This is a genomic window from Orenia marismortui DSM 5156 (genome assembly GCF_000379025.1).
Classification (GTDB): domain Bacteria; phylum Bacillota; class Halanaerobiia; order Halobacteroidales; family Halobacteroidaceae; genus Orenia; species Orenia marismortui.
The window spans coordinates 696,968-716,108 of the sequence record NZ_KB900617.1 but is presented as its reverse complement, the minus strand read 5'-3'; the positions used below and the strand labels follow the sequence as shown (position 1 = coordinate 716,108).

Below are 19,141 nucleotides of genomic sequence, written 5' to 3'. Positions count from 1 at the left end.
GAACAATATTATAAGTTAAATAGTTATATTGGATATTTGATATTAATTTGTATTAAATTAGATTGATTTATAAATAAATATATATAGTTAGGAGGGGATTAAATTTAAGAAATTATTAAAGAATATGGACTATATTATTCCTATTATTACCTTGTTATTAATTATAAGCGGCTTGATTATTATTGGTAGTGCTACTTATGATAAGGGGAGTCCCCTTTTAGAGAATAGTTTTCTAAAGAAGCAAGTTTTAGCTACAGCCTTAGGAATATTAGCCATAATGTTAATTTTGTTTATAGATTATAGAGTTTTGCGTGATTATGTTAATATTATTTATATCTCTAATATTCTTATTTTAGTTATTATCCTGTTTTTAGGTAAGACTGTAAAAGGAGGACAAGGATGGCTTAGACTAGGACCAGTTAACTTTCAGCCTGCTGAAACAGCTAAGTTAGCAGTAATTATTACTTTAGCTGATGTGCTAGCAAAAGAAAGATATAATGTTAAATATATATTAGGTTTAATTGTGCCTGGAATATATATTGCTATTCCTTTTGCGTTAGTATTATTACAAAATGATTTAGGTTCAGCCTTAGTATTATTAGCGATTTTTGTTGGTATGATTTATGTAGCTGGAGCTAATGCTAATTTCTTATTAGGTACTTTTTTGGGTGGATTAGGTAGTGTTGTAACGTGGATATGGTTACATCTAAAGTTTGGAGTTTTTATACCATTAAAACAATACCAATTAAATCGGTTATTAGTATTAGTGAATCCTCAATTAGATCCTCTAGGAGCTGGATATAATGTTATTCAGTCCAAGATAGCAATTGGATCAGGTGGGGGATTAGGTAAGGGATTATTTGGAGGAACACAGAATCAATTGAATTTTTTGCCAGAACGCCATACAGATTTTATATTTTCTGTATTAGGTGAAGAATTAGGATTTTTAGGTGCAGTCATTATTTTAATATTTTATTTTATTTTATTATGTCGTGGAGTTAAGGTGGCTAGAGAAGCTAAAGATAAATTTGGTGAATTAGTTGTTATAGGTATATTATCAATGTTCACTTTTCATATTTTAGAGAATGTAGGAATGGCTATTGGAATAATGCCTGTTACTGGAATCCCTTTACCTTTTTTGAGTTATGGGGGTAGTTCCTTGGTTACTAATTTAATAGCTATAGGTATTATAATTAATGTTAATATTAGGAGAAAGAAAATGTTATTTTAGTAAATAAGAATTAGTGGTTAGTAATAAGTAATTAGTTACTAATCACTAATAACTAATAGACATATTAAATTCTTACCAAAAATACTATTATAATAGTGAAAGTAGGTGAGAATTTAATGTTAAAAATCGGGGGCATTAAATTTAAATTAAATATATTATTTTTAGTTGTTTTATTTTTATTTTCTATTTCAGGACTATTAATAACAGCCAGTCTTAGTTTTATGGCTGTTTTATTGCATGAGTTAGCCCATTCTATTGTAGCCCAAAAAGAAGGTGTAGTAGTTAATGAAATAGAGCTACTGCCTTTTGGTGGCGTAGCTAAATTTAGAGATTTAATTCAATTAAAACCCAAGATAGAGATTAAAATTGCTTTAGCTGGTCCAATAGTAAATTTTATTTTAGCAGCCTTATCATTGCTGTTAGTTAGATATAAATTTTTAGATTTAGAGGTAGGTATTTTTTTCATTAAGATTAACCTTATTATTGCAACATTTAATTTAATTCCTGCTTTACCTTTAGATGGAGGGAGAGTTTTAAGGGCTTTATTGACTATTAAATATGGATATAAAGAGGCTACATACTATTTGTTGCAATTAAGCAAAATAGTAGCTTTTATTTTAGCTATTATATCTTTGGTGGGATTATATTACGGCTATATTAATATGACTATGCTAGTAATTTCTTTTTTTATTTATTTTGCAGCTTTGAAGGAAGGTAAGTATACATCATATGTGTTGATGCAATATATTGCTAAGAAGAAAGGTAAAATATTAAAGGAGAAGGTTGTGCAAATACAACAATTAATTGCTATTGAAAGTACTCCACTTAAAGAGATCATTGATAAATTAATACCAAATTATTTTCATGTTATTATGGTAGTTGATAAGAATTTAGAGGTGTTAGGATTAGTTACAGAAGATAAGTTTATTAATTCTTTGATTAATGATGGAATAGATACAGAAATAAAGGATTTATTAATCTGAGTTTAAACTTTAAGTTAGTAAATATAGATTTGTATGAGGAAGGATGATAAATGTGGCAATAAATTTATCTCAAAAGATACTAGAAATCTTGCCAACAGTAAGTAAACCAACTAGGTATATGGGTAATGAGATTAATATGATAAAAAAGAATCTAAATCAAGTAGAGGTTAAGTTTGCTTTAGCTTTTCCTGATGTCTATGAAGTAGCTATGTCTCATTTAGGAATCAAAATCTTATATCATTTATTAAATGAAAGAGAAGATGTAGCTGCAGAACGTGTTTATGCACCTTGGGTAGATATGGAAGAAAGGTTGAGAGAAAATAATATTCCTTTGTTTACCTTAGAAAATAAGATAGGAATAAATGAATTTGATATTTTAGGATTTACTTTACAATATGAGATGAGTTATACGAATATTTTAAATATGTTAGATTTAGCTGGTATTCCAGTTAGAAGTGAAGATAGAGGTAAAGAAGATCCTATAGTAATTGCAGGAGGACCTTGTGCTTTTAATCCTGAACCTTTAGCACCGTTTATAGATGTTATTTTATTAGGGGAGGCAGAAGCTGCAATTGATGAAATTGTTGATCAATATATATTATGGAAAAAAACTAATGGGAACAAGAAAGAATTACTAAAATCTTTAGCTAAGATTAAAGGGGTTTATATCCCAAGTTTTTATAAGATAGACTATAATAGAAATGGTACTGTAACTGATTTTTTTGCAGAAGATTATGCTCCAGATAAATTAGATAAGCGTGTAGTTAATAATTTAGATGAAGCTTACTATCCTGATAAATTTATCGTTCCTTATATGGAAATTGTACATGATAGAGTTACTTTAGAAGTAGCAAGAGGTTGTACTAGAGGTTGTCGTTTTTGCCAAGCAGGAATGATTTACCGACCAGTAAGGGAAAGAAGTCATAAACGTATCAAGGAATTAGCTAAGCAGTTAATTGAGTGTACTGGATATGAAGAGTTATCATTAGCTTCGTTAAGTACAAGTGATTATAGCAGAGTAGAAGATTTAGCCAAAAGCTTATTAGAAGAGTATAAGAATCAAAGGGTAAGCATTGCCTTACCATCAATGAGAGTAGATTCTTTTTCGCTAGATTTGGCTAAAGAATTACAAGCAGTAAGAAAGACTGGATTAACTTTTGCTCCAGAGGCTGGAACCCAACGATTACGGGATGTTATTAATAAAGGGGTTAGTGAAGATGATCTAATCAGATCGGTAAGTGATTGTTTTAAGGAAGGCTGGAGAAGGGTAAAGTTATATTTCATGATGGGATTACCTACAGAAACTATGGAAGATTTACAAGGTATAGTTGATGTAGCTAAGAAGGTATCAGCTTTAGGAGATCAAATTAGATTGAATTCTAATAATAAAAGAAGAGTAAAGGTAGGGGTTAGTGTATCTACTTTCGTTCCTAAGCCACATACACCATTTCAGTGGTCTAAATTTAATACTTTAGAAGAAATTGAGAAGAAGCAACAATATTTGCGTGATAATTTAAGAGGAAAAGATTTATCATTTACATGGACAGATCCTGAATTGAGTATATTAGAATCTGTATTTGCTCGAGGTGATAGAAGAGTTGCTGATATTATAGAAAAAGCTTGGCAGTTAGGTGCAAAATTTGATGGATGGAATGAACACTTTAGATATGACCTTTGGAAACAAGCTTTTGAAGATTTAGGTTATGATATAGAAGAATATGCTTATCGAGATTTTGATTTAGATACTAGACTGCCCTGGGAGCACTTACAAGTAGGTGTAAATAAAGAATATTTAAGATTAGAATATCAAAAAGCTCTTAACGAAGAGCTTACTCCAGATTGTAGGTTTGACAAGTGTAGTGGATGTGGAGTTATGAATAATTTAGATGCAAGAATGGATCTATTAGGTGGTGAAGTAGAAAGTGAGTAATAAGATAAGGGCTAAAGTATTAAAAGGTGATCAAGTGAGGTTTATATCTCATTTGGATTTTATGACTACTATTAATCGGGCAGTACGTAGAGCTAAGATAGCAATTGCTTTCTCTCAAGGCTATAATCCTAAGCCCAATGTATCCTTTGCTTCAGCTTTAGCGGTAGGGTTAACTAGTGATAGTGAGTATATTGACTTTGAATTAGAGAAGGATATAGATATAAGAGAATTTCAAGAAACTTTAAATAATGCATTACCAGAAGGAATTAAGATCATTAGAGTAGCTAAGATAGATAGTAGAGAAAAATCATTAACCTCTCAAATTAATCGGGCTAATTATTTGGCTAGATTAGAATTGAATAAAGTGCTGAGTATTGATGATTTGAGGGGGAAAATAATTGAATTTCTATCTCAAGATAAGATCATGATCAGAAGAAAGCGAAGAAGGAAAAAAGATAGAGTTTTTGATATTAAGCCATTAATTTATAATCTAGAAGTAGTAGGAGTACAGTATGATTTAGCAACTATAAATATGCTAGTTCAAACAGGAAGTAGTGGTAATTTACGTCCAGAAGAGGTCATAAATGCTTTAGCAGATTATTTTAATTTTATAGCTCCAGCAAAACTAATTAATATTCATAGATCTGGATTATATATTAAAGTTGGTGAAGAGATATTAACTCCTATTGAAGCAGTTGTTAAGGGCAATTAACACTTAATAATTAATAATGTATAATTAAACATAAATATCTTAAAAAATGATCAATTTAAAATTAAAAACGTAAAAATTATTTTTGTTAGTTTTAACAGCTGGTAGTAAGTATTGTTAATCTAAATCTTTTTAATTGTAAATTAGCAATTATCAATTCTATATTGTTAATTGCTATGTTGAGGAGGTGAGAAGGTGAATAAGGAGATAGTAGTTAATTCTAGAGGATTAGAGAGTCGAATAGCTATTTTAGAAAATAGAAGCTTAGTAGAGATTATCTATGAGAGAGATTTTAATCAACATTTAGTTGGAAATATATATAAGGGTAGAGTAGAGAATGTATTACCAGGAATGCAGGCTGCCTTTGTTGATGTAGGGCTAGAAAAAAATGTTTTTATTCATGCAAAAGATCTAGTTTCTATAGTAGAAAAGGATAATTTTAGAATAGAAGAGGTTTTAAATCCAGGTCAGGAGCTTATGGTTCAAATAACTAAAGAAGCCTTAGGGACCAAAGGCCCAAGAGGTACCTGTAAATTAAATTTAGCTGGCAGATACCTTGTTTTATTAAATAGTAAGGGGCATATAGGCGTCTCTAGAAGAATTGATGATGGAGAAGAGAGAGGTAGGTTACGCAAAATAGCCAAAAGCATTTTGCCAGAGGATAAAGGAGTAATTGTGAGAACAGTTGCAGCTTATAAATCAGAAGATGATTTGGAAAGAGATTTATCTTTTTTACTTAATTTGTGGAAACAGATAGAAGAAGAATCTAAATTACATAATGCTCCTTGTTTAGTTTATAAAGATTTAGATTCTTTAAAACAGGTGATTAGAGACAAATTTACTCCCAAAATTGATAAGTTAATCATTGATACTAAAGATAAGTATCATCAAGCTGTAAAGTTAATTGAAAATATTTCTCCTAAACTAAATACTAGAGTTTATTATTATAGTCACCCGAAGCCGATTTTTGATTACTATAACATAGAAGAAGAGATTAAAGGGCTATTAGAGAGAAAGGTAGCGTTGAATTGTGGAGGATATATCATAATTGATAATACAGAAGCCTTGACCGCTATTGATGTTAATACAGGTAGCTATGTAGGAAGAAGTGATTTAGAATCTACAGTTGTAAAGACAAATCTTGAAGCTGCTAGAGAAATTGCTAAACAGTTAAGGTTAAGAGATATTGGTGGTATTATTATTGTTGACTTTATAGATATGAATCTTAATAAGGATCAAGAATTGGTTTTAGAAGTCTTAAGAAAAGAGTTATCTAAAGATAAGACTAAGACTAATATTTTAGGTTTAACAAAATTGGGATTAGTTGAGATTACAAGAAAGAATGAACGGGAACGAGTTGGTGATTTTCTACAACAAGAATGCCCTTATTGTCAAGGAAGAGGAAATGTTTTGTCAGAAGAAAGTATTTTTTTAGATACTGTGCGTAAGATTAAAGAGGTTTTATGGAAAAAGAATGTAGAGGCTTTACTATTAGAAGCACATCCTAGTATTGCTGCTAGATTGATTGGAAGTAGTGGAAAGAGCTTAAAAAATTTAGAAGAAGAATTGAATAAATCAATATATATCAAAGGAAATAAAAGCTTGCATTTAGAAGAAGTTAATTTTCTAAAGATGGGAAGTAAGGAAAAGATAAAGAAGATGGCAATTCCTTTAGTCGAAGGTGAGAAATTAGTATTAGAAGTAGAAGAAAGGCATATTAATAATTCTGCAGATGGTATTGCCAGATTAGATGGTTATATTATCGATTTATTAGATGCTGGATCTCTAGTAGGAAAAAAGGTTAAAGTAGAGATTATAGAGGTTAATAAGACATATGCTCAAGGAAAGGTGATAGAAGTAATTTGATCTAATCTATGTTTTATACTTTAAGGTCTATTTTTCTTGACAGATTTCAAATTTTGTGTTAAAATTCATATTCGTAGGTGGTTTATATAAGCCACTACCAAAACCGCACGATGCGGGTTTGAAAAACTCTTTATGAGTACCTAGTTATCGGCGAGTCTGAGGTAGAGGAGGTGCAGAGAATGTACGCAATTATCCAAACTGGTGGAAAACAATATAAAGTAGAAGAAGGTCAAATCCTTGATGTAGAAAAATTAGACGTTGAGGCTGGAGATACAGTTGAATTTGATCAAGTTAAATTGGTATCTAACGATAATGGTTTAAAGGTTGGTCAACCAACAGTAGATGGTGCTAAAGTAACTGCTGAAGCACTTGACCAAGTAAAAGGTAAAAAAGTAATTGTTTTTAAGTATAAGCCTAAAAATAATTACCGTAATAAGAATGGACATAGACAACCATATACTAGAGTAAGAATTAAGAGCATTGAAGCGTAATGATGCCTAATGATTACTATTAATATTAACCGCAATCAAGAGGGAAATGTTGTTAGTTTTTTTGGCGATGGACATGCTGAATATGCAGAATATGGTCAAGATATAGTTTGTGCAGCAGTTTCCGCGATTATGCAAACGGCGGTCTTTGGTTTGACAAATTATTTGGATTTTGATATAAATATAGATGTTAAAGATGGATGGCTAAAGTGTAAAATTGATTCTAATATAGCAAAAGATTTACAAGTTAAATCTATTTTGGAGACAATGGTCATTGGTCTAAAGGAAACGGAAAAGTCCTATTCACAATATCTTAAAATAGTTGAAGGGGGTGGAAAGAATGATTAAAATGAATTTACAACTTTTCGCTAAGAAAAAAGGAGTTGGAAGTTCTAAAAACGGTCGTGATAGTATTGCTAAACGACTAGGAGTTAAGAGACACGATGGACAATATGTTAGTGCTGGTAGTATCATTGTTCGTCAACGTGGAACTAAATTCCACCCTGGCCTAAACGTAGGTCGTGGAGGAGATGACACTCTATTTGCTACAGTTGATGGATATGTAGCATTTGAAAGAAAAGGTAGAAATAAAAAACAAATTAGTGTTTATACAGAAGATCAAGTACAAGTTATGGCATAAATAAAAAACTCCTAGCTATTTAAGCTAGGAGTTTTTTGCTTTTAGAATATCTACATGATTTTTCTTTATGCTTAATTTTTGTTAGTATTTATGTTATAATGTTCTAATAGAATTGTATGAAATTATAAAAGGTTATTTACATATAGTTTAGCCAAAATAATTATAATACATAATATGATAAGATAAATAAAAGATATAATGACTTGTGCTAATGGAAAAATTGATTTGTTGAGTAGTTAAAGCGATATTTGGGTAATTAATTATAAGTGATAAGTAAATAAATTAACTGGTCACTTGTTACTAGTCACTAGTTACTATAATTTTATACTCATTAATAGTTATTATAGATTAAAGACTAACTAGCACAGTATGTAAATATAATCTTATTTTATAAAATAAAGTTCTGAATTATCTGTAGGAGTTGATAATAATATGTTTGTAGATGAAGTAGTAATTGAGGTTAAAGGTGGCGATGGTGGAAACGGTATGACCAGTTTTCGTCGTGAGAAATTTGTAGCTGCTGGTGGACCTAGTGGTGGTGATGGAGGACATGGTGGAAATATTGTCTTCACTGTAGATGAGGGAATAAATACCTTATTAGATTTTAGAGAGAGAAAATTCTATCAAGCAGAAGCAGGAGAAAATGGCGGAAGTAAGAATATGCATGGTAAAGATGGTGAAGATTTGCTTATTACTGTTCCACCTGGAACTACAGTAACAGATACTAAAACTGGCAAGGTTATCGCAGATTTAGTTGAAGATGGTCAACGTGTAGTGATTGCAGAAGGTGGCCGTGGTGGACGTGGAAATACTAGATTTAAAAGCTCTACTAGACAGGCCCCAAAATTTTCAGAAAATGGTGAGCCTGGACAAGAAAGAAAGGTTAAACTAGAATTAAAGTTATTAGCTGATGTAGGTTTAGTGGGATATCCCAGTGTTGGAAAATCAACTATAATTTCTAAGGTATCAGCAGCAAAACCTAAGATTGGTGCTTATCATTTTACCACTTTAAAGCCGAATCTAGGGGTGGTTAAGGTAGGAAATTATAGTTCTTTTGTAATGGCAGATATTCCTGGATTAATTGAAGGAGCTCACAGTGGAGTTGGATTAGGTGATGATTTCTTGCGCCATATTGAGAGAACAAGAGTGATTATTCATGTTTTAGATATTTCAGGAATGGAGGGAAGAGATCCTTTAGATGATTTCAGAAGGATTAATGATGAATTAAGAAAGTTTAATGAAAAATTAATGGAAAGACCTCAAATAATTGCTGCCAATAAAATGGATTTGCCCCAAGCAGAAGAAAATTTAGAGAATTTAAAAGAAGTATTAGAGAAAGAAGGTTATGAAGTATACCCAATTTCTGCAGTTACAGGTCAAGGTATAGATGAATTAATCCAAAGAACAGATGTACTAGTTAAAGAGACTCCTGACTTCTTTGAAGAGGATGAAGAAGAAGAGGAAGTTATTATCCGTGGTCCTCAACCTGGAGAAGAAGATGATTTATTTGATATTGTAGAAGAAGGTGGCATTTATAGAGTTGTTGGAGATGAAATCAAGAGAAAAGTAGCTATGGCAGATTTAAGTACTGATGATGGATTATATCATTTCCTTCGAATGCTCAAGAAACTAGGAGTTAATGATGCTTTAAGGGAATCTGGTATTAAAGAAGGAGATACTGTTAATATTGAAGGATTGGAATTTGAATATAGTGAATAATAGGAGTGTGATGTAAATGTTAAAAGGAAAACAACGTAGTTATTTAAAGAGTAAAGCACATAATATGAGTCCATTATTTCAGATAGGTAAGGATGGTATTAGTGAAAATGTTATTGCTCAGGTTGATGAAGCTTTGGAAGCAAGGGAATTAATTAAGTTAAAAGCTCTAAATAATTCATTATACACTGCTAAAGAAGCAGCTAATGAACTAGCTGAAGCTTGTAATGCTGAATTTGTTCAAGCAATTGGTAATGTTTTTGTTCTTTATAGAGAGAATAAGGATATAAAAAGATATAATTTACCTAAGTAGAACTCATTATTACTAAGTTTTTTAAATTAAATGGGTTTTCCACAATTTTTGTGAAAGTATGTTTATTAACTATTAGCTTCTAGCCACTAGCTAAAAAAGATTATAGAAATAACAGCTAGCAACTGATAGCCAACAGCCAGTGGCTAAAACATCACAATATACTCATTGCTTGAATAATTAAGTTTAATTGCTTTTCATGTTTTTATGATTTGAATTTTAGATCTTAATTAGAATTTTGAAATTAATTTAAAGTATAAAGTTTATTGTTGGCAGATTAAATGAACTTAATTATTTATTACAAATTCTACATTTTGTATTGTAAAGTAGGTGAATTTATGCGTGAAATCGTAAATCAGGCTAAACGGATAGTAGTTAAGGTTGGAAGTAGTACCTTAACCTATCAAAATGCAAAGCTAAATTTCGGAAGAATTGAAAGGTTAATTAGACAGATAGCAGATTTAAGAAATCAAGGTAAAGAAGTTATATTAGTTAGTTCAGGAGCTGTTGCTGCTGGTCAAGGAGAGTTAGATTTCTCCCAACCGCCTAATACTATTCCACAAAAGCAGGCTTTAGCTGCTATAGGACAGGGAATATTAATGAAGACTTATGAGAAAATATTTAATGAATATGGACAGAAGGTTGCTCAAGTTCTATTGACTCAGAAAGATTTGACTGATCGCAAAAGATATCTTAACTCTAGAAATACTTTGAGCCAACTTCTAGACTATAATGTTATACCTATAATTAATGAAAATGATACGGTAGCTGTTCAAGAGATTAAGTTTGGTGATAATGATACTCTATCTGCTTTAGTAGGGAGCTTGATTGATGCTGATTTATTAATAATATTATCTGATATCGATGGCTTGTATACTGCAGATCCTCGGAAAGATAAATCTGCTACATTAATTAAGCAGGTTGATTCTATTACAGATAAAATAACAGCTTTAGCAGGAGATGCAGGAAGTAAAAGAGGGACAGGTGGCATGATTACCAAAATTAGAGCAGCGCAAATATCTACTAGATCAGGAATTCCTTTAGTCATTGCTAATGGTAGTTTTGACAATATATTATCTCAGATAAGTCAAGGAAAAGATTTGGGAACTTTATTTTTGCCACAGTCCAAATTAGCCAGTAGAGAAAAATGGATTGCCTTTAATTTAGATATAGAAGGTAAGATAATTGTGGATCAGGGAGCAGTTGCTGCTTTAACGAAAGATGGAAGTAGTTTATTGCCTTGTGGTATAATAGATATTCAAGGAGATTTCACAGCAGGTGCTGTAGTTGATATAATTGATCAAAGAGGTAATAAATTAGCTAGAGGACTAGTCAATTATTCTAAAGAAGAAATAGAAGTTATTAAGGGCTTGCATACAAGTAAAATAAAATCTAAACTTGGTTATGAAGATTATGATGAAGTTATTCATCGGGATAATTTGGTCTGTCTATAATTAATTTTAATTATAAGTTATTTAAAGAAGGGAGAATGGAGTAGATGAATATTAAAGAAGAGGTTATTACTAAGGCAAAAGAAGCTAAAAAGGCAGCTAAAGATTTAGCTAATATTAGTTCTGTGCTTAAAAATAAAGCTCTTTTAGCTATGGCTGATGAGTTAGAAAGAAGCACAGAGGAGATCTTAGCTGCTAATAAAGAAGATATGGATTTTGGGAGGGATAATGGTCTCCCTGAACCATTATTAGATCGATTATTATTAACCGAAGAAAGAATAGAAGGTATGGCGCAAGGATTAAGAGAAGTAGCGCAGCTTGATGATCCAATTGGTGAAGTATTGGAAATGAAGAAAAGACCTAATGGCTTGAAGATTGGTCAAGTAAGAGTTCCTTTAGGTGTAATCGGTATAATCTATGAGGCTCGTCCTAATGTAACTGCTGATGCTGCTGGCCTTTGTTTAAAGTCTGGTAATGCTGTATTGTTACGTGGGGGATCTAATGCTATTAATTCTAATAAAGCAATTACTAATGTTTTAGCTAAAGCTGCTTATGAAGCTGGTTTGCCAGAAGGTGTAGTTCAATTAGTAGAGAGCACAGATAGAGAAGCTGTACAAGTAATGTTTAAATTAAATAAATACTTGGATGTTTTAATTCCGCGTGGTGGAGCAGGATTGATCCAAGCTGTAGTTAACAACTCTACAGTTCCAGTAATTGAAACTGGTGTAGGTAATTGTCATACTTATATTGATAGTGAAGCAGATATAGATATGGCAAAAGATATTACTATTAATGCTAAAACTCAACGTACTGGTGTATGTAATTCTATGGAAACACTTCTCGTACATGAAGATATAGCAGAAGAATTCTTACCTATCATTATTGAAGAGCTAAAGAATAAAGATACTTTAGTAAAAGGATGTTCTAGGGTTCAAAAGATTGTAGATAATATTGAGCCTGCTACTGAAGAGGATTGGGAAACAGAATATCTTGATTATATCTTAGCTGTAAGAGTTGTTAATGATTTAGATGAGGCTTTATCTCATATTGATAAATACAGTACTAAGCACTCAGAAGCAATTATTACTGAAAATTATACTAAGGCACAAAAATTCTTAGATTTAGTTGATGCTGCTGCTGTTTATGTTAATGCATCTACTAGATTTACCGATGGTGGACAGTTTGGATTAGGAGCAGAAATTGGAATTAGTACTCAAAAACTTCATGCTCGTGGACCAATGGGTATTAATCAATTGACTACTAATAAATATATTATTTATGGTAATGGACAGATAAGAGAATAAAGTAGGACAGTAATGAATGATAAGTAAATATAATATTTAGGGAAGCTCAATTAGCTTCTCTTTTATTTTTTTGAAAAAACATTAAGATTAGACTATAATTGTATTATAGCCCATTAGAAAATATTAAAAGTGTAATAATGAGCTATTATTTTTTTGCTAGTATTAAACAAACATTCTCAATTATAATTTGGCTTAAATCTTAACTAGAGAGGGGAAATTATGTTAAAAAAATATTTTCTTCAGTCTTTTTTTGTGGGGATTGTTTTAGTGATTTTTACAGTAATAGAACATAGATTCACTTCTGGCAATAGTTCAATACTGTTTTTTATCTTAGAGTTTATAGCAGTACTTGCTACTTTAAGAGGAGTGGATAGTCTTTATAATAAATTCAGTAAGTAGCTGAAATAATTATTTGAGCTTTTAACTTACTAAATTTAAATTAGAGTATATTTTTGATCACACCAAGATTATTTTCCAATAGTCAAGGTGTGAATTTTTAATTTTACATAAAAGGGTAAATATAGTAGTATTTAAGTAAAGGGGTATTTGAGTCTAGTGTAGGTAAACGACTCTCAAGTTAAACTTAATGGATATAATGCGACACTTTTTGGCTTTAGGTGCTAGGAGTTGGGAGTTAGTTTTTCCTAATACCTATCACCTATCTCCTATCGCCGAAACTGTCGCTTTATCTATCTATAGTTCTATATTTAAATTCCATTCTATAGTTGGAGATCTATATCTAGTATTATTAGAGGAGGGGAGTAGATGAGTTTATTAGATGCTATTATATTTACTTCAGTTGGAATTCTAGCTATTCTTATTACTATAAAAACAGAAAGCTATTTGACTAAAGTAATTATAGCTGTTATTTGTGGTATGGTCGGAGCAGTTATTAAAATTTTAAGTAAAGAGATTATTGTAAGTTTTTTTAGTAATAGCATACTAATCAATTATGAATTAAGATGGATTATAATTGTTAGTATAGTAGTAAGTATAGCAATTTTAATTACAGAGTTTCAAGAACATATAAATCACAAGTAATAATTTTTGTTAGTTAGGGGGTTAAACATTGAAATTAGATTTAGAATTTTATAGTAGAGATGCTGTAACTGTAGCTCAGGATTTATTAGGAAAATTATTAGTCAGAAGAATAGGTAATAATAAGGTGGTTTCTAAGATAGTTGAGACAGAGGCTTATATTGGTCCAGAAGATAAGGCCTGTCATGCATATCAAAATAAAAGAACTAAGAGAACAGAGGTTATGTTTTGGAGAGCAGGATACACCTATGTTTATTTAATTTATGGGATGTATAATTGTTTAAATATAGTAACAGCTAAAAAAGATAAGCCAGAGGCTGTATTGATTAGAGCGGTAGAGCCGGTGGTAGGAGTAGAAAGTATTAAAAAGAATAGACAGATTAAGAGTAATAAAATAGAGGACTTAAGCAATGGCCCAGGAAAATTATGCCAAGGTTTAGAGGTGGATAGAGAATTAAACGGATATGATCTAGTTACAGGAGATAGACTTTATATCAAAGATTCAAAGCTTAGTCCTAAGATAATAGCAGATAAACGAATTAATATAGATTATGCTGAGGAGTATAAGGATAAGCTATGGAGGTTTTATATTAAAGATAATCTTTATGTATCTAAATAATCTATAGTTATAGAGTTTGGATAAAAGATTTTAACTCAGCCTAACTTTTTAGCACCTTCATCACTTACTATAGTTATGTTATGTTGAGTAATTAAGTTTATTTCTTGATATTCTTTTAATTCATTACCTAGTTTATCTTTGACTATTTTAATGACTGGTCGAGTTGGAAAGTCATTATTCTGCTCTTTAACAATTGCAGTTTGCCCATTACTTAATTTGACTAGTGTTCCATTAGGATAAATAGCAATATTTTGGATGAATTTATTAACTAAATCAGCATCAAATTCAGTATTGCTATTAGATATTAGAAGTTCTACAGCTTTAGCAATAGGCCATTTATTTCTATAGCATCGATCACTAGTTAAAGCATCAAATACGTCTGCAATAGTTACTATTCTAATAAACTCATGAAGTTGATTCTGTTTTAATCCTTTAGGATATCCACTACCATTAACTTTTTCATGATGATGTAATATTATTGTTCTAGAAAGTGGACTGATCTGATTATATATTTTTAAATTTTTATAACCTAAAGCAGGGTGTTTTTGTATTATTTTAAACTCTTTATCAGTTAATTTTCCTTTCTTTTTGAGTATTTCTTCTGGAATTGATACTTTACCTATATCATGTAATAAAGCTCCTACACCTAATTGTAATAATTTTTTACTATTATAACCTAAATTTTTACCTAGAATTAAAGATAGAACTGCAACATTAACTGAATGTGAAAAAGTATAAGAGTCATAATCATTAATATAAGATAGATTTACTAATATATTTTGATTGTTTAAGATATCATCAATAATATCTTTTACAACAAGTTTAACTTCTTTAATATTGATTTTTTTATTATTGGATATATTTTTTAAAGTCTTTTTAATTGTTATTATCCCTTTTTTTCTAGTTTCAGAGTTTATTATCTCTGGTATCTCTATATCCTGAGACATTTTATCATTTATATAGATATAGTTTATGCCCAGTTCTAAAAGTCTACTTTTATAGTTTTGTAGATTGTCACATCCTGTATTGAGCAATAATCTATCTTGGTGATAAACTGGTTTTGCTAACTTCATCTTTTGATTTAAATTTTCAACATGAATTATTCTCATCTTAAAACTCCTCGATTAATATATAAATTATTTGTTTTTTCTGTATTATATCTAAAAAAATAGTAAAATTATAATGATTTGATAAAAATAAAACTAACGGAATAATTATAACAAAAGGATAAAATTATGTCAAAGTAATAATAATATAGCTTATTGTAAATAATCACCTAAGATAATTTTAAATTTATTCTATTTATAATTTGATATACTTAAAATTTTATATATAATATAAAAGTAGGATAGTCGCTAAGCTAATAAGGAGGCAAAAAATGAAAAAAATAGACTTGCATATGCATAGTAGTTATAGTGATGATGCAGATTATACACCTCAAGAGATTATTAAGATGGCCAAAAAAAAGAATTTGTCAGCTATTTCAATAACAGATCATAATTTAACTACAGCAATTTCAGAGGCTTTAGAAATAACAAAAAATGATGATTTAGAGATTATCCCAGGAATCGAGTTTGATACTAATTATGAATCTAATATTTTACATATTTTAGGCTATTATATAGATTATAATTCATCAAAAATATCAGAATTATTATCAGGCATGGAAGAAGCGAAAAAGGAACAATTTTATAAGCGTATAGATCGTTTACAAGAGTTAGGTTATAGTATTACTGCTAAAGAGGTTTTGGATAAAGCAGATAATGATAGACCCTTAGGAGGATTTATTGCTGAAGTATTATTAGCTAAATCTGAAAGTAAAGAAGATCCAAGATTAAAGAAATATTATAATGGAGAACGAAGTGATCAACCTTATTTCAATTTTTATTTGGACTTTTTTAGGTCAGGAATGCCAGCAGATATTCCTTGTTGGAAACCTAATGCCAAAGATACTATAGAGTTAATTAAAGAATTGGGTGGAGTAGCGGTTTTGGCTCATCCTGGTTCAACATTAAACCCTAAAGATGAGGATGTAATAGATGATTTAATAGCTTCAGGATTGCAAGGGATTGAAGCATATAGTACTTATCATAATAAGCAAGAGATGGAACAATGGTTGGAAGTAGCTAAAAATAAAAATTTATTAGCAACTGCTGGAAGTGATTTTCATGGTCATTTGAAGCCTAAGATAGAGTTAGGTGGAGTAGCAGGAAATGATTATAGTATAGTAGAAGAGTTGAAGAATTTAAGGAGGAATAAATAATGGTACAAGATTATATTATTAGAGCGATGACAACAAATAAAGAGATTAGAGCTTTAGCTGTAAAATCTACTACTGCAGTAAATGATGCTCAGAAGTCTCATCAAACTACTCCAGTAGCAACAGCTGCTTTAGGTAGAGCTTTAACTGGTGGTTTATTAGTTGGAAGTTTAGTAAAGTCGGGGATGGAAATAGGATTAGATATAGTTGGAGATGGGCCATTAGGGAGAATTATGGTTAATGCTAATTATCGAGGTGAAGTAAGGGGCTATGTAGGGAATCCTAATATTGAATTAATGACAAATCAACAAGGAAAGTTAGATGTTGCTAGAGCAGTAGGAAATGGTCAATTAACTATAAAGAAGGATTTGAAGGTTAAAGAGCCTTATCAAGGTAGTGTACCTTTGGTTTCAGGAGAAATAGGAGATGATTTAACTTATTATTTTACAAAATCAGAGCAAACACCGTCTGCAGTAGGTCTAGGGGTTTTAGTAGATACAGATTTATCAGTAAAAGCTGCCGGTGGCTTCTTAATTCAATTATTACCAGATGCTACTGAGGAAACAATTACTCAGTTAGAATCTAATTTATCTAAAATAAATTCTGTCAGTGCTTTAATAGAATCAGGACTAACTCCAGAGGAAATTTTAGAAAAGCTACTTGATGGATTTGAATTTAGAGTATTAGAAAAGGCAGATGTAAAGTTTAAGTGTAAGTGTAATCGTGATAGAATTGCTGCTCTAGCACTTAGCTTAGGAGAAGAAGATTTAAAAGATATCTTAGAAGAACAGGGGAAAGTTGAGATTAGATGCCATTTTTGTGGAGAAACCTACAAATTTAATGAGGGTGATATAGCAGAAATTTTAAAGAGGGCGCAAGAGGAAAATTAATAGTTATATCTAAGTTAATTAATAAATAAAGATTTTTATAAGATTATATTAAAATAGAGAGGTAATATTACCTCTCTATTTTAATATAGATGATTACTAAATTATGTCAGTGATTATTTGAATATTAGTGGTGAATTAATATTAAAGGAATTAATATTTTTTAGTTATAATCCTACTTTAATATTTAAGCTATATTATTTATGATTAAGAAGGAGGTTTAAATGTAAAAATGAAAAATAAAAAAATAAATACAGTAATAAGTTTACTAGGTTCTTTGCTCTTTCTTTTGGGCTTTGTATTATTGATTCCACTGATAGTTAGTTTAATATATGGAGAAAGCTTAGCAAGAATATATCTAATCCCTGCTATTATTTCATTATTTTTAGGTGTGATCACAAGATTTAAATTTAGGGAAGATGAGATCTCGCTATCAACAGGGATGTTGGTTTGTGCCCTAGGATGGATTATTATTTCTATAGTTGGGGCTATCCCTTTTTATTTGGCTTTAGATTATACATATATAGATACTTTATTTGAAACTGTGAGTGGTTTTACTACTACAGGTATTACTGTTTTTTCTAATTTAAGTAGTATGCCAAAGTCAATTTTATTTTGGCGATCTTTGATTCAATGGTTAGGGGGATTAGGTTTTCTAACCTTCTTTTTGATAGTTACTTTTAGAGGACAATCTGGACTTTTTCAATTATTTACTGCTGAAAGTCATAAAATTAATATGTCTCGTCCTGTACCTAACATCTTTAAAACAGTAAAAATATTGTGGGGCATTTATTTGGGATTTACAGTTTTGGAGTTAATAATTTTGAAGTTCTTAGGTTTATCTTTTTTTGATTCTATTACTCATGCTTTTACAACTTTATCAACAGGTGGTTTTTCTAATTATGATCAAAGTATTGCCTATTTCCAACAAGCAGGATATACTAATTATAAAAAAATTGAATATGTAATTATATTTTTTATGGCTTTAGGAGGAATTAATTTTCTAGTCCATTATAAAGTATTAACAGGGAAGGTAAAAGAGTTATGGCAAGGTATAGAGATGAAGTATTTTTGGGGGATTATTGTTACTATAACTTCTTTAATTCTTTTAGATCATTATCTACACTTTCCTTTAATCTTGAATAAGCTTGAGGAAACTATTAGACATACATTATTTCAAGTGATATCAGTTTTAACAACAACTGGTTATGGTACTAGAGATATTAATGCTGCTTTTTTTCCAGCTTTAGCCAAGCAATTATTATTATTACTTATGTTAATTGGTGGCTGTGTAGGATCTACTTCAGGAGGTATTAAATTAATTAGAGTAGTAATACTTAATAAATTATTTAAAAGGGAGCTAAAGAAGATATCTTATCCTAAAAGAGCAGTCTTGCCTGTAGTAGTAGATGGAAATATAATTTCTGATTCTGAAATTTTTAGAGTTATAGCATTATTATTTGGATGGTTGTTATTAATAGTTATTGGTGGAGGAATTACTGCTTTAACTTCAGATTTAGCAGCTTGGAATTCTTTTTCAGGGATCTTCTCAGCATTAGGTAATATAGGTCCTTTTTATTTTAGTGTAGAAAAGATGCAAAGCTTATCTAATACTATCAAGATTACTTATATTATTGCTATGTTGGCTGGAAGATTAGAAATATTACCGATATTTATTATATTTAATAGAAGAACATGGAGGGGATAAG

Annotated in this window: 19 protein-coding genes and 1 other annotated feature; of the genes, 18 read left to right on the top strand and 1 reads right to left on the bottom strand. The window is 30.4% G+C overall.

All coding sequences use genetic code 11. The features are described 5' to 3' along the window. Positions 1 to 124 precede the first annotated feature (124 nt). The 15 genes from rodA to OREMA_RS0103150 all read left to right on the top strand — a co-directional run bounded on the left by rodA (position 125) and on the right by OREMA_RS0103150 (position 14,285). A complete protein-coding gene (rodA, locus tag OREMA_RS0103220) occupies positions 125 to 1,231 on the top strand; it encodes a rod shape-determining protein RodA (protein ID WP_018247846.1) in 1,107 nt (368 codons plus the stop codon). 116 nt (positions 1,232 to 1,347) lie between these two features. Continuing rightward, complete coding sequence (locus OREMA_RS0103215; protein WP_018247845.1) at positions 1,348 to 2,214, top strand: M50 family metallopeptidase; 867 nt, start codon at positions 1,348 to 1,350, stop codon at positions 2,212 to 2,214. A gap of 52 nt (positions 2,215 to 2,266) precedes the next feature. Further along, positions 2,267 to 4,144, top strand: a complete 1,878-nt coding sequence (locus tag OREMA_RS0103210; RefSeq protein WP_018247844.1) for a TIGR03960 family B12-binding radical SAM protein — start codon at positions 2,267 to 2,269, stop codon at positions 4,142 to 4,144. After that, positions 4,137 to 4,856, top strand: a complete 720-nt coding sequence (locus OREMA_RS0103205; RefSeq protein ID WP_018247843.1) for a TIGR03936 family radical SAM-associated protein — start codon at positions 4,137 to 4,139, stop codon at positions 4,854 to 4,856. The genes OREMA_RS0103210 and OREMA_RS0103205 overlap by 8 nt, the downstream gene beginning before the upstream one ends. A 192-nt stretch (positions 4,857 to 5,048) precedes the next feature. Then, a complete protein-coding gene (locus tag OREMA_RS0103200; RefSeq protein WP_018247842.1) occupies positions 5,049 to 6,719 on the top strand; it encodes an Rne/Rng family ribonuclease in 1,671 nt (556 codons plus the stop codon). A gap of 91 nt (positions 6,720 to 6,810) precedes the next feature. After that, positions 6,811 to 6,887: a sequence feature (ribosomal protein L21 leader region), on the top strand. Positions 6,888 to 6,898: 11 nt separating this feature from the next. After that, on the top strand, positions 6,899 to 7,210 hold the full coding sequence (rplU, locus tag OREMA_RS0103195; RefSeq protein ID WP_018247841.1) for a 50S ribosomal protein L21: 312 nt from the start codon (positions 6,899 to 6,901) through the stop codon (positions 7,208 to 7,210). A gap of 9 nt (positions 7,211 to 7,219) precedes the next feature. After that, positions 7,220 to 7,555 carry a ribosomal-processing cysteine protease Prp gene (locus tag OREMA_RS0103190; protein WP_018247840.1) on the top strand — a complete coding sequence of 112 codons (336 nt, stop codon included), beginning with the start codon at positions 7,220 to 7,222 and terminating at the stop codon, positions 7,553 to 7,555. Further along, a complete protein-coding gene (rpmA, locus tag OREMA_RS0103185) occupies positions 7,548 to 7,847 on the top strand; it encodes a 50S ribosomal protein L27 (RefSeq protein ID WP_018247839.1) in 300 nt (99 codons plus the stop codon). Before OREMA_RS0103190 ends, rpmA begins: the two co-directional genes overlap by 8 nt. 432 nt (positions 7,848 to 8,279) lie before the next feature. Next, the gene (obgE, locus tag OREMA_RS0103180) at positions 8,280 to 9,566 is read left to right on the top strand and encodes a GTPase ObgE (RefSeq protein ID WP_018247838.1); all 1,287 of its coding nucleotides are present in this window, start codon (positions 8,280 to 8,282) and stop codon (positions 9,564 to 9,566) included. Between the two features lie 16 nt (positions 9,567 to 9,582). Beyond that, positions 9,583 to 9,876: a ribosome assembly RNA-binding protein YhbY gene (yhbY, locus tag OREMA_RS0103175; RefSeq protein ID WP_018247837.1), complete on the top strand. Its 294-nt coding sequence runs from the start codon at positions 9,583 to 9,585 to the stop codon at positions 9,874 to 9,876. Between the two features lie 335 nt (positions 9,877 to 10,211). Next, entirely contained in the window at positions 10,212 to 11,327 is a 1,116-nt protein-coding gene (gene proB, locus OREMA_RS0103170) for a glutamate 5-kinase (RefSeq protein ID WP_018247836.1), read from the top strand. 44 nt (positions 11,328 to 11,371) lie between these two features. After that, positions 11,372 to 12,628 (top strand): glutamate-5-semialdehyde dehydrogenase, encoded by a 1,257-nt coding sequence (locus OREMA_RS0103165; protein WP_018247835.1) that lies wholly within the window; start codon positions 11,372 to 11,374, stop codon positions 12,626 to 12,628. Between the two features lie 219 nt (positions 12,629 to 12,847). Next, a complete protein-coding gene (locus tag OREMA_RS0103160) occupies positions 12,848 to 13,027 on the top strand; it encodes a hypothetical protein (protein WP_018247834.1) in 180 nt (59 codons plus the stop codon). Between the two features lie 366 nt (positions 13,028 to 13,393). Next, positions 13,394 to 13,669, top strand: coding sequence for a hypothetical protein (locus OREMA_RS0103155; protein ID WP_018247833.1), 276 nt, complete (start codon positions 13,394 to 13,396; stop codon positions 13,667 to 13,669). Positions 13,670 to 13,697: 28 nt separating this feature from the next. Then, positions 13,698 to 14,285 carry a DNA-3-methyladenine glycosylase gene (locus tag OREMA_RS0103150; RefSeq protein ID WP_018247832.1) on the top strand — a complete coding sequence of 196 codons (588 nt, stop codon included), beginning with the start codon at positions 13,698 to 13,700 and terminating at the stop codon, positions 14,283 to 14,285. 35 nt (positions 14,286 to 14,320) lie between these two features. Here the strand turns inward: OREMA_RS0103150 and OREMA_RS0103145 are convergent, their stop codons facing one another. Then, entirely contained in the window at positions 14,321 to 15,394 is a 1,074-nt protein-coding gene (locus OREMA_RS0103145; protein WP_018247831.1) for an HD-GYP domain-containing protein, read from the bottom strand. 269 nt (positions 15,395 to 15,663) lie between these two features. Between OREMA_RS0103145 and OREMA_RS0103140 the strand changes: the two genes are divergently transcribed. The 3 genes from OREMA_RS0103140 to OREMA_RS0103130 all read left to right on the top strand — a co-directional run bounded on the left by OREMA_RS0103140 (position 15,664) and on the right by OREMA_RS0103130 (position 19,140). Continuing rightward, positions 15,664 to 16,548 (top strand): PHP domain-containing protein, encoded by an 885-nt coding sequence (locus OREMA_RS0103140; RefSeq protein ID WP_018247830.1) that lies wholly within the window; start codon positions 15,664 to 15,666, stop codon positions 16,546 to 16,548. Next, complete coding sequence (hslO, locus tag OREMA_RS0103135) at positions 16,548 to 17,435, top strand: Hsp33 family molecular chaperone HslO (RefSeq protein WP_018247829.1); 888 nt, start codon at positions 16,548 to 16,550, stop codon at positions 17,433 to 17,435. Before OREMA_RS0103140 ends, hslO begins: the two co-directional genes overlap by 1 nt. Before the next feature lie 229 nt (positions 17,436 to 17,664). Beyond that, complete coding sequence (locus OREMA_RS0103130) at positions 17,665 to 19,140, top strand: TrkH family potassium uptake protein (RefSeq protein WP_018247828.1); 1,476 nt, start codon at positions 17,665 to 17,667, stop codon at positions 19,138 to 19,140. Position 19,141 lies beyond the last annotated feature (1 nt).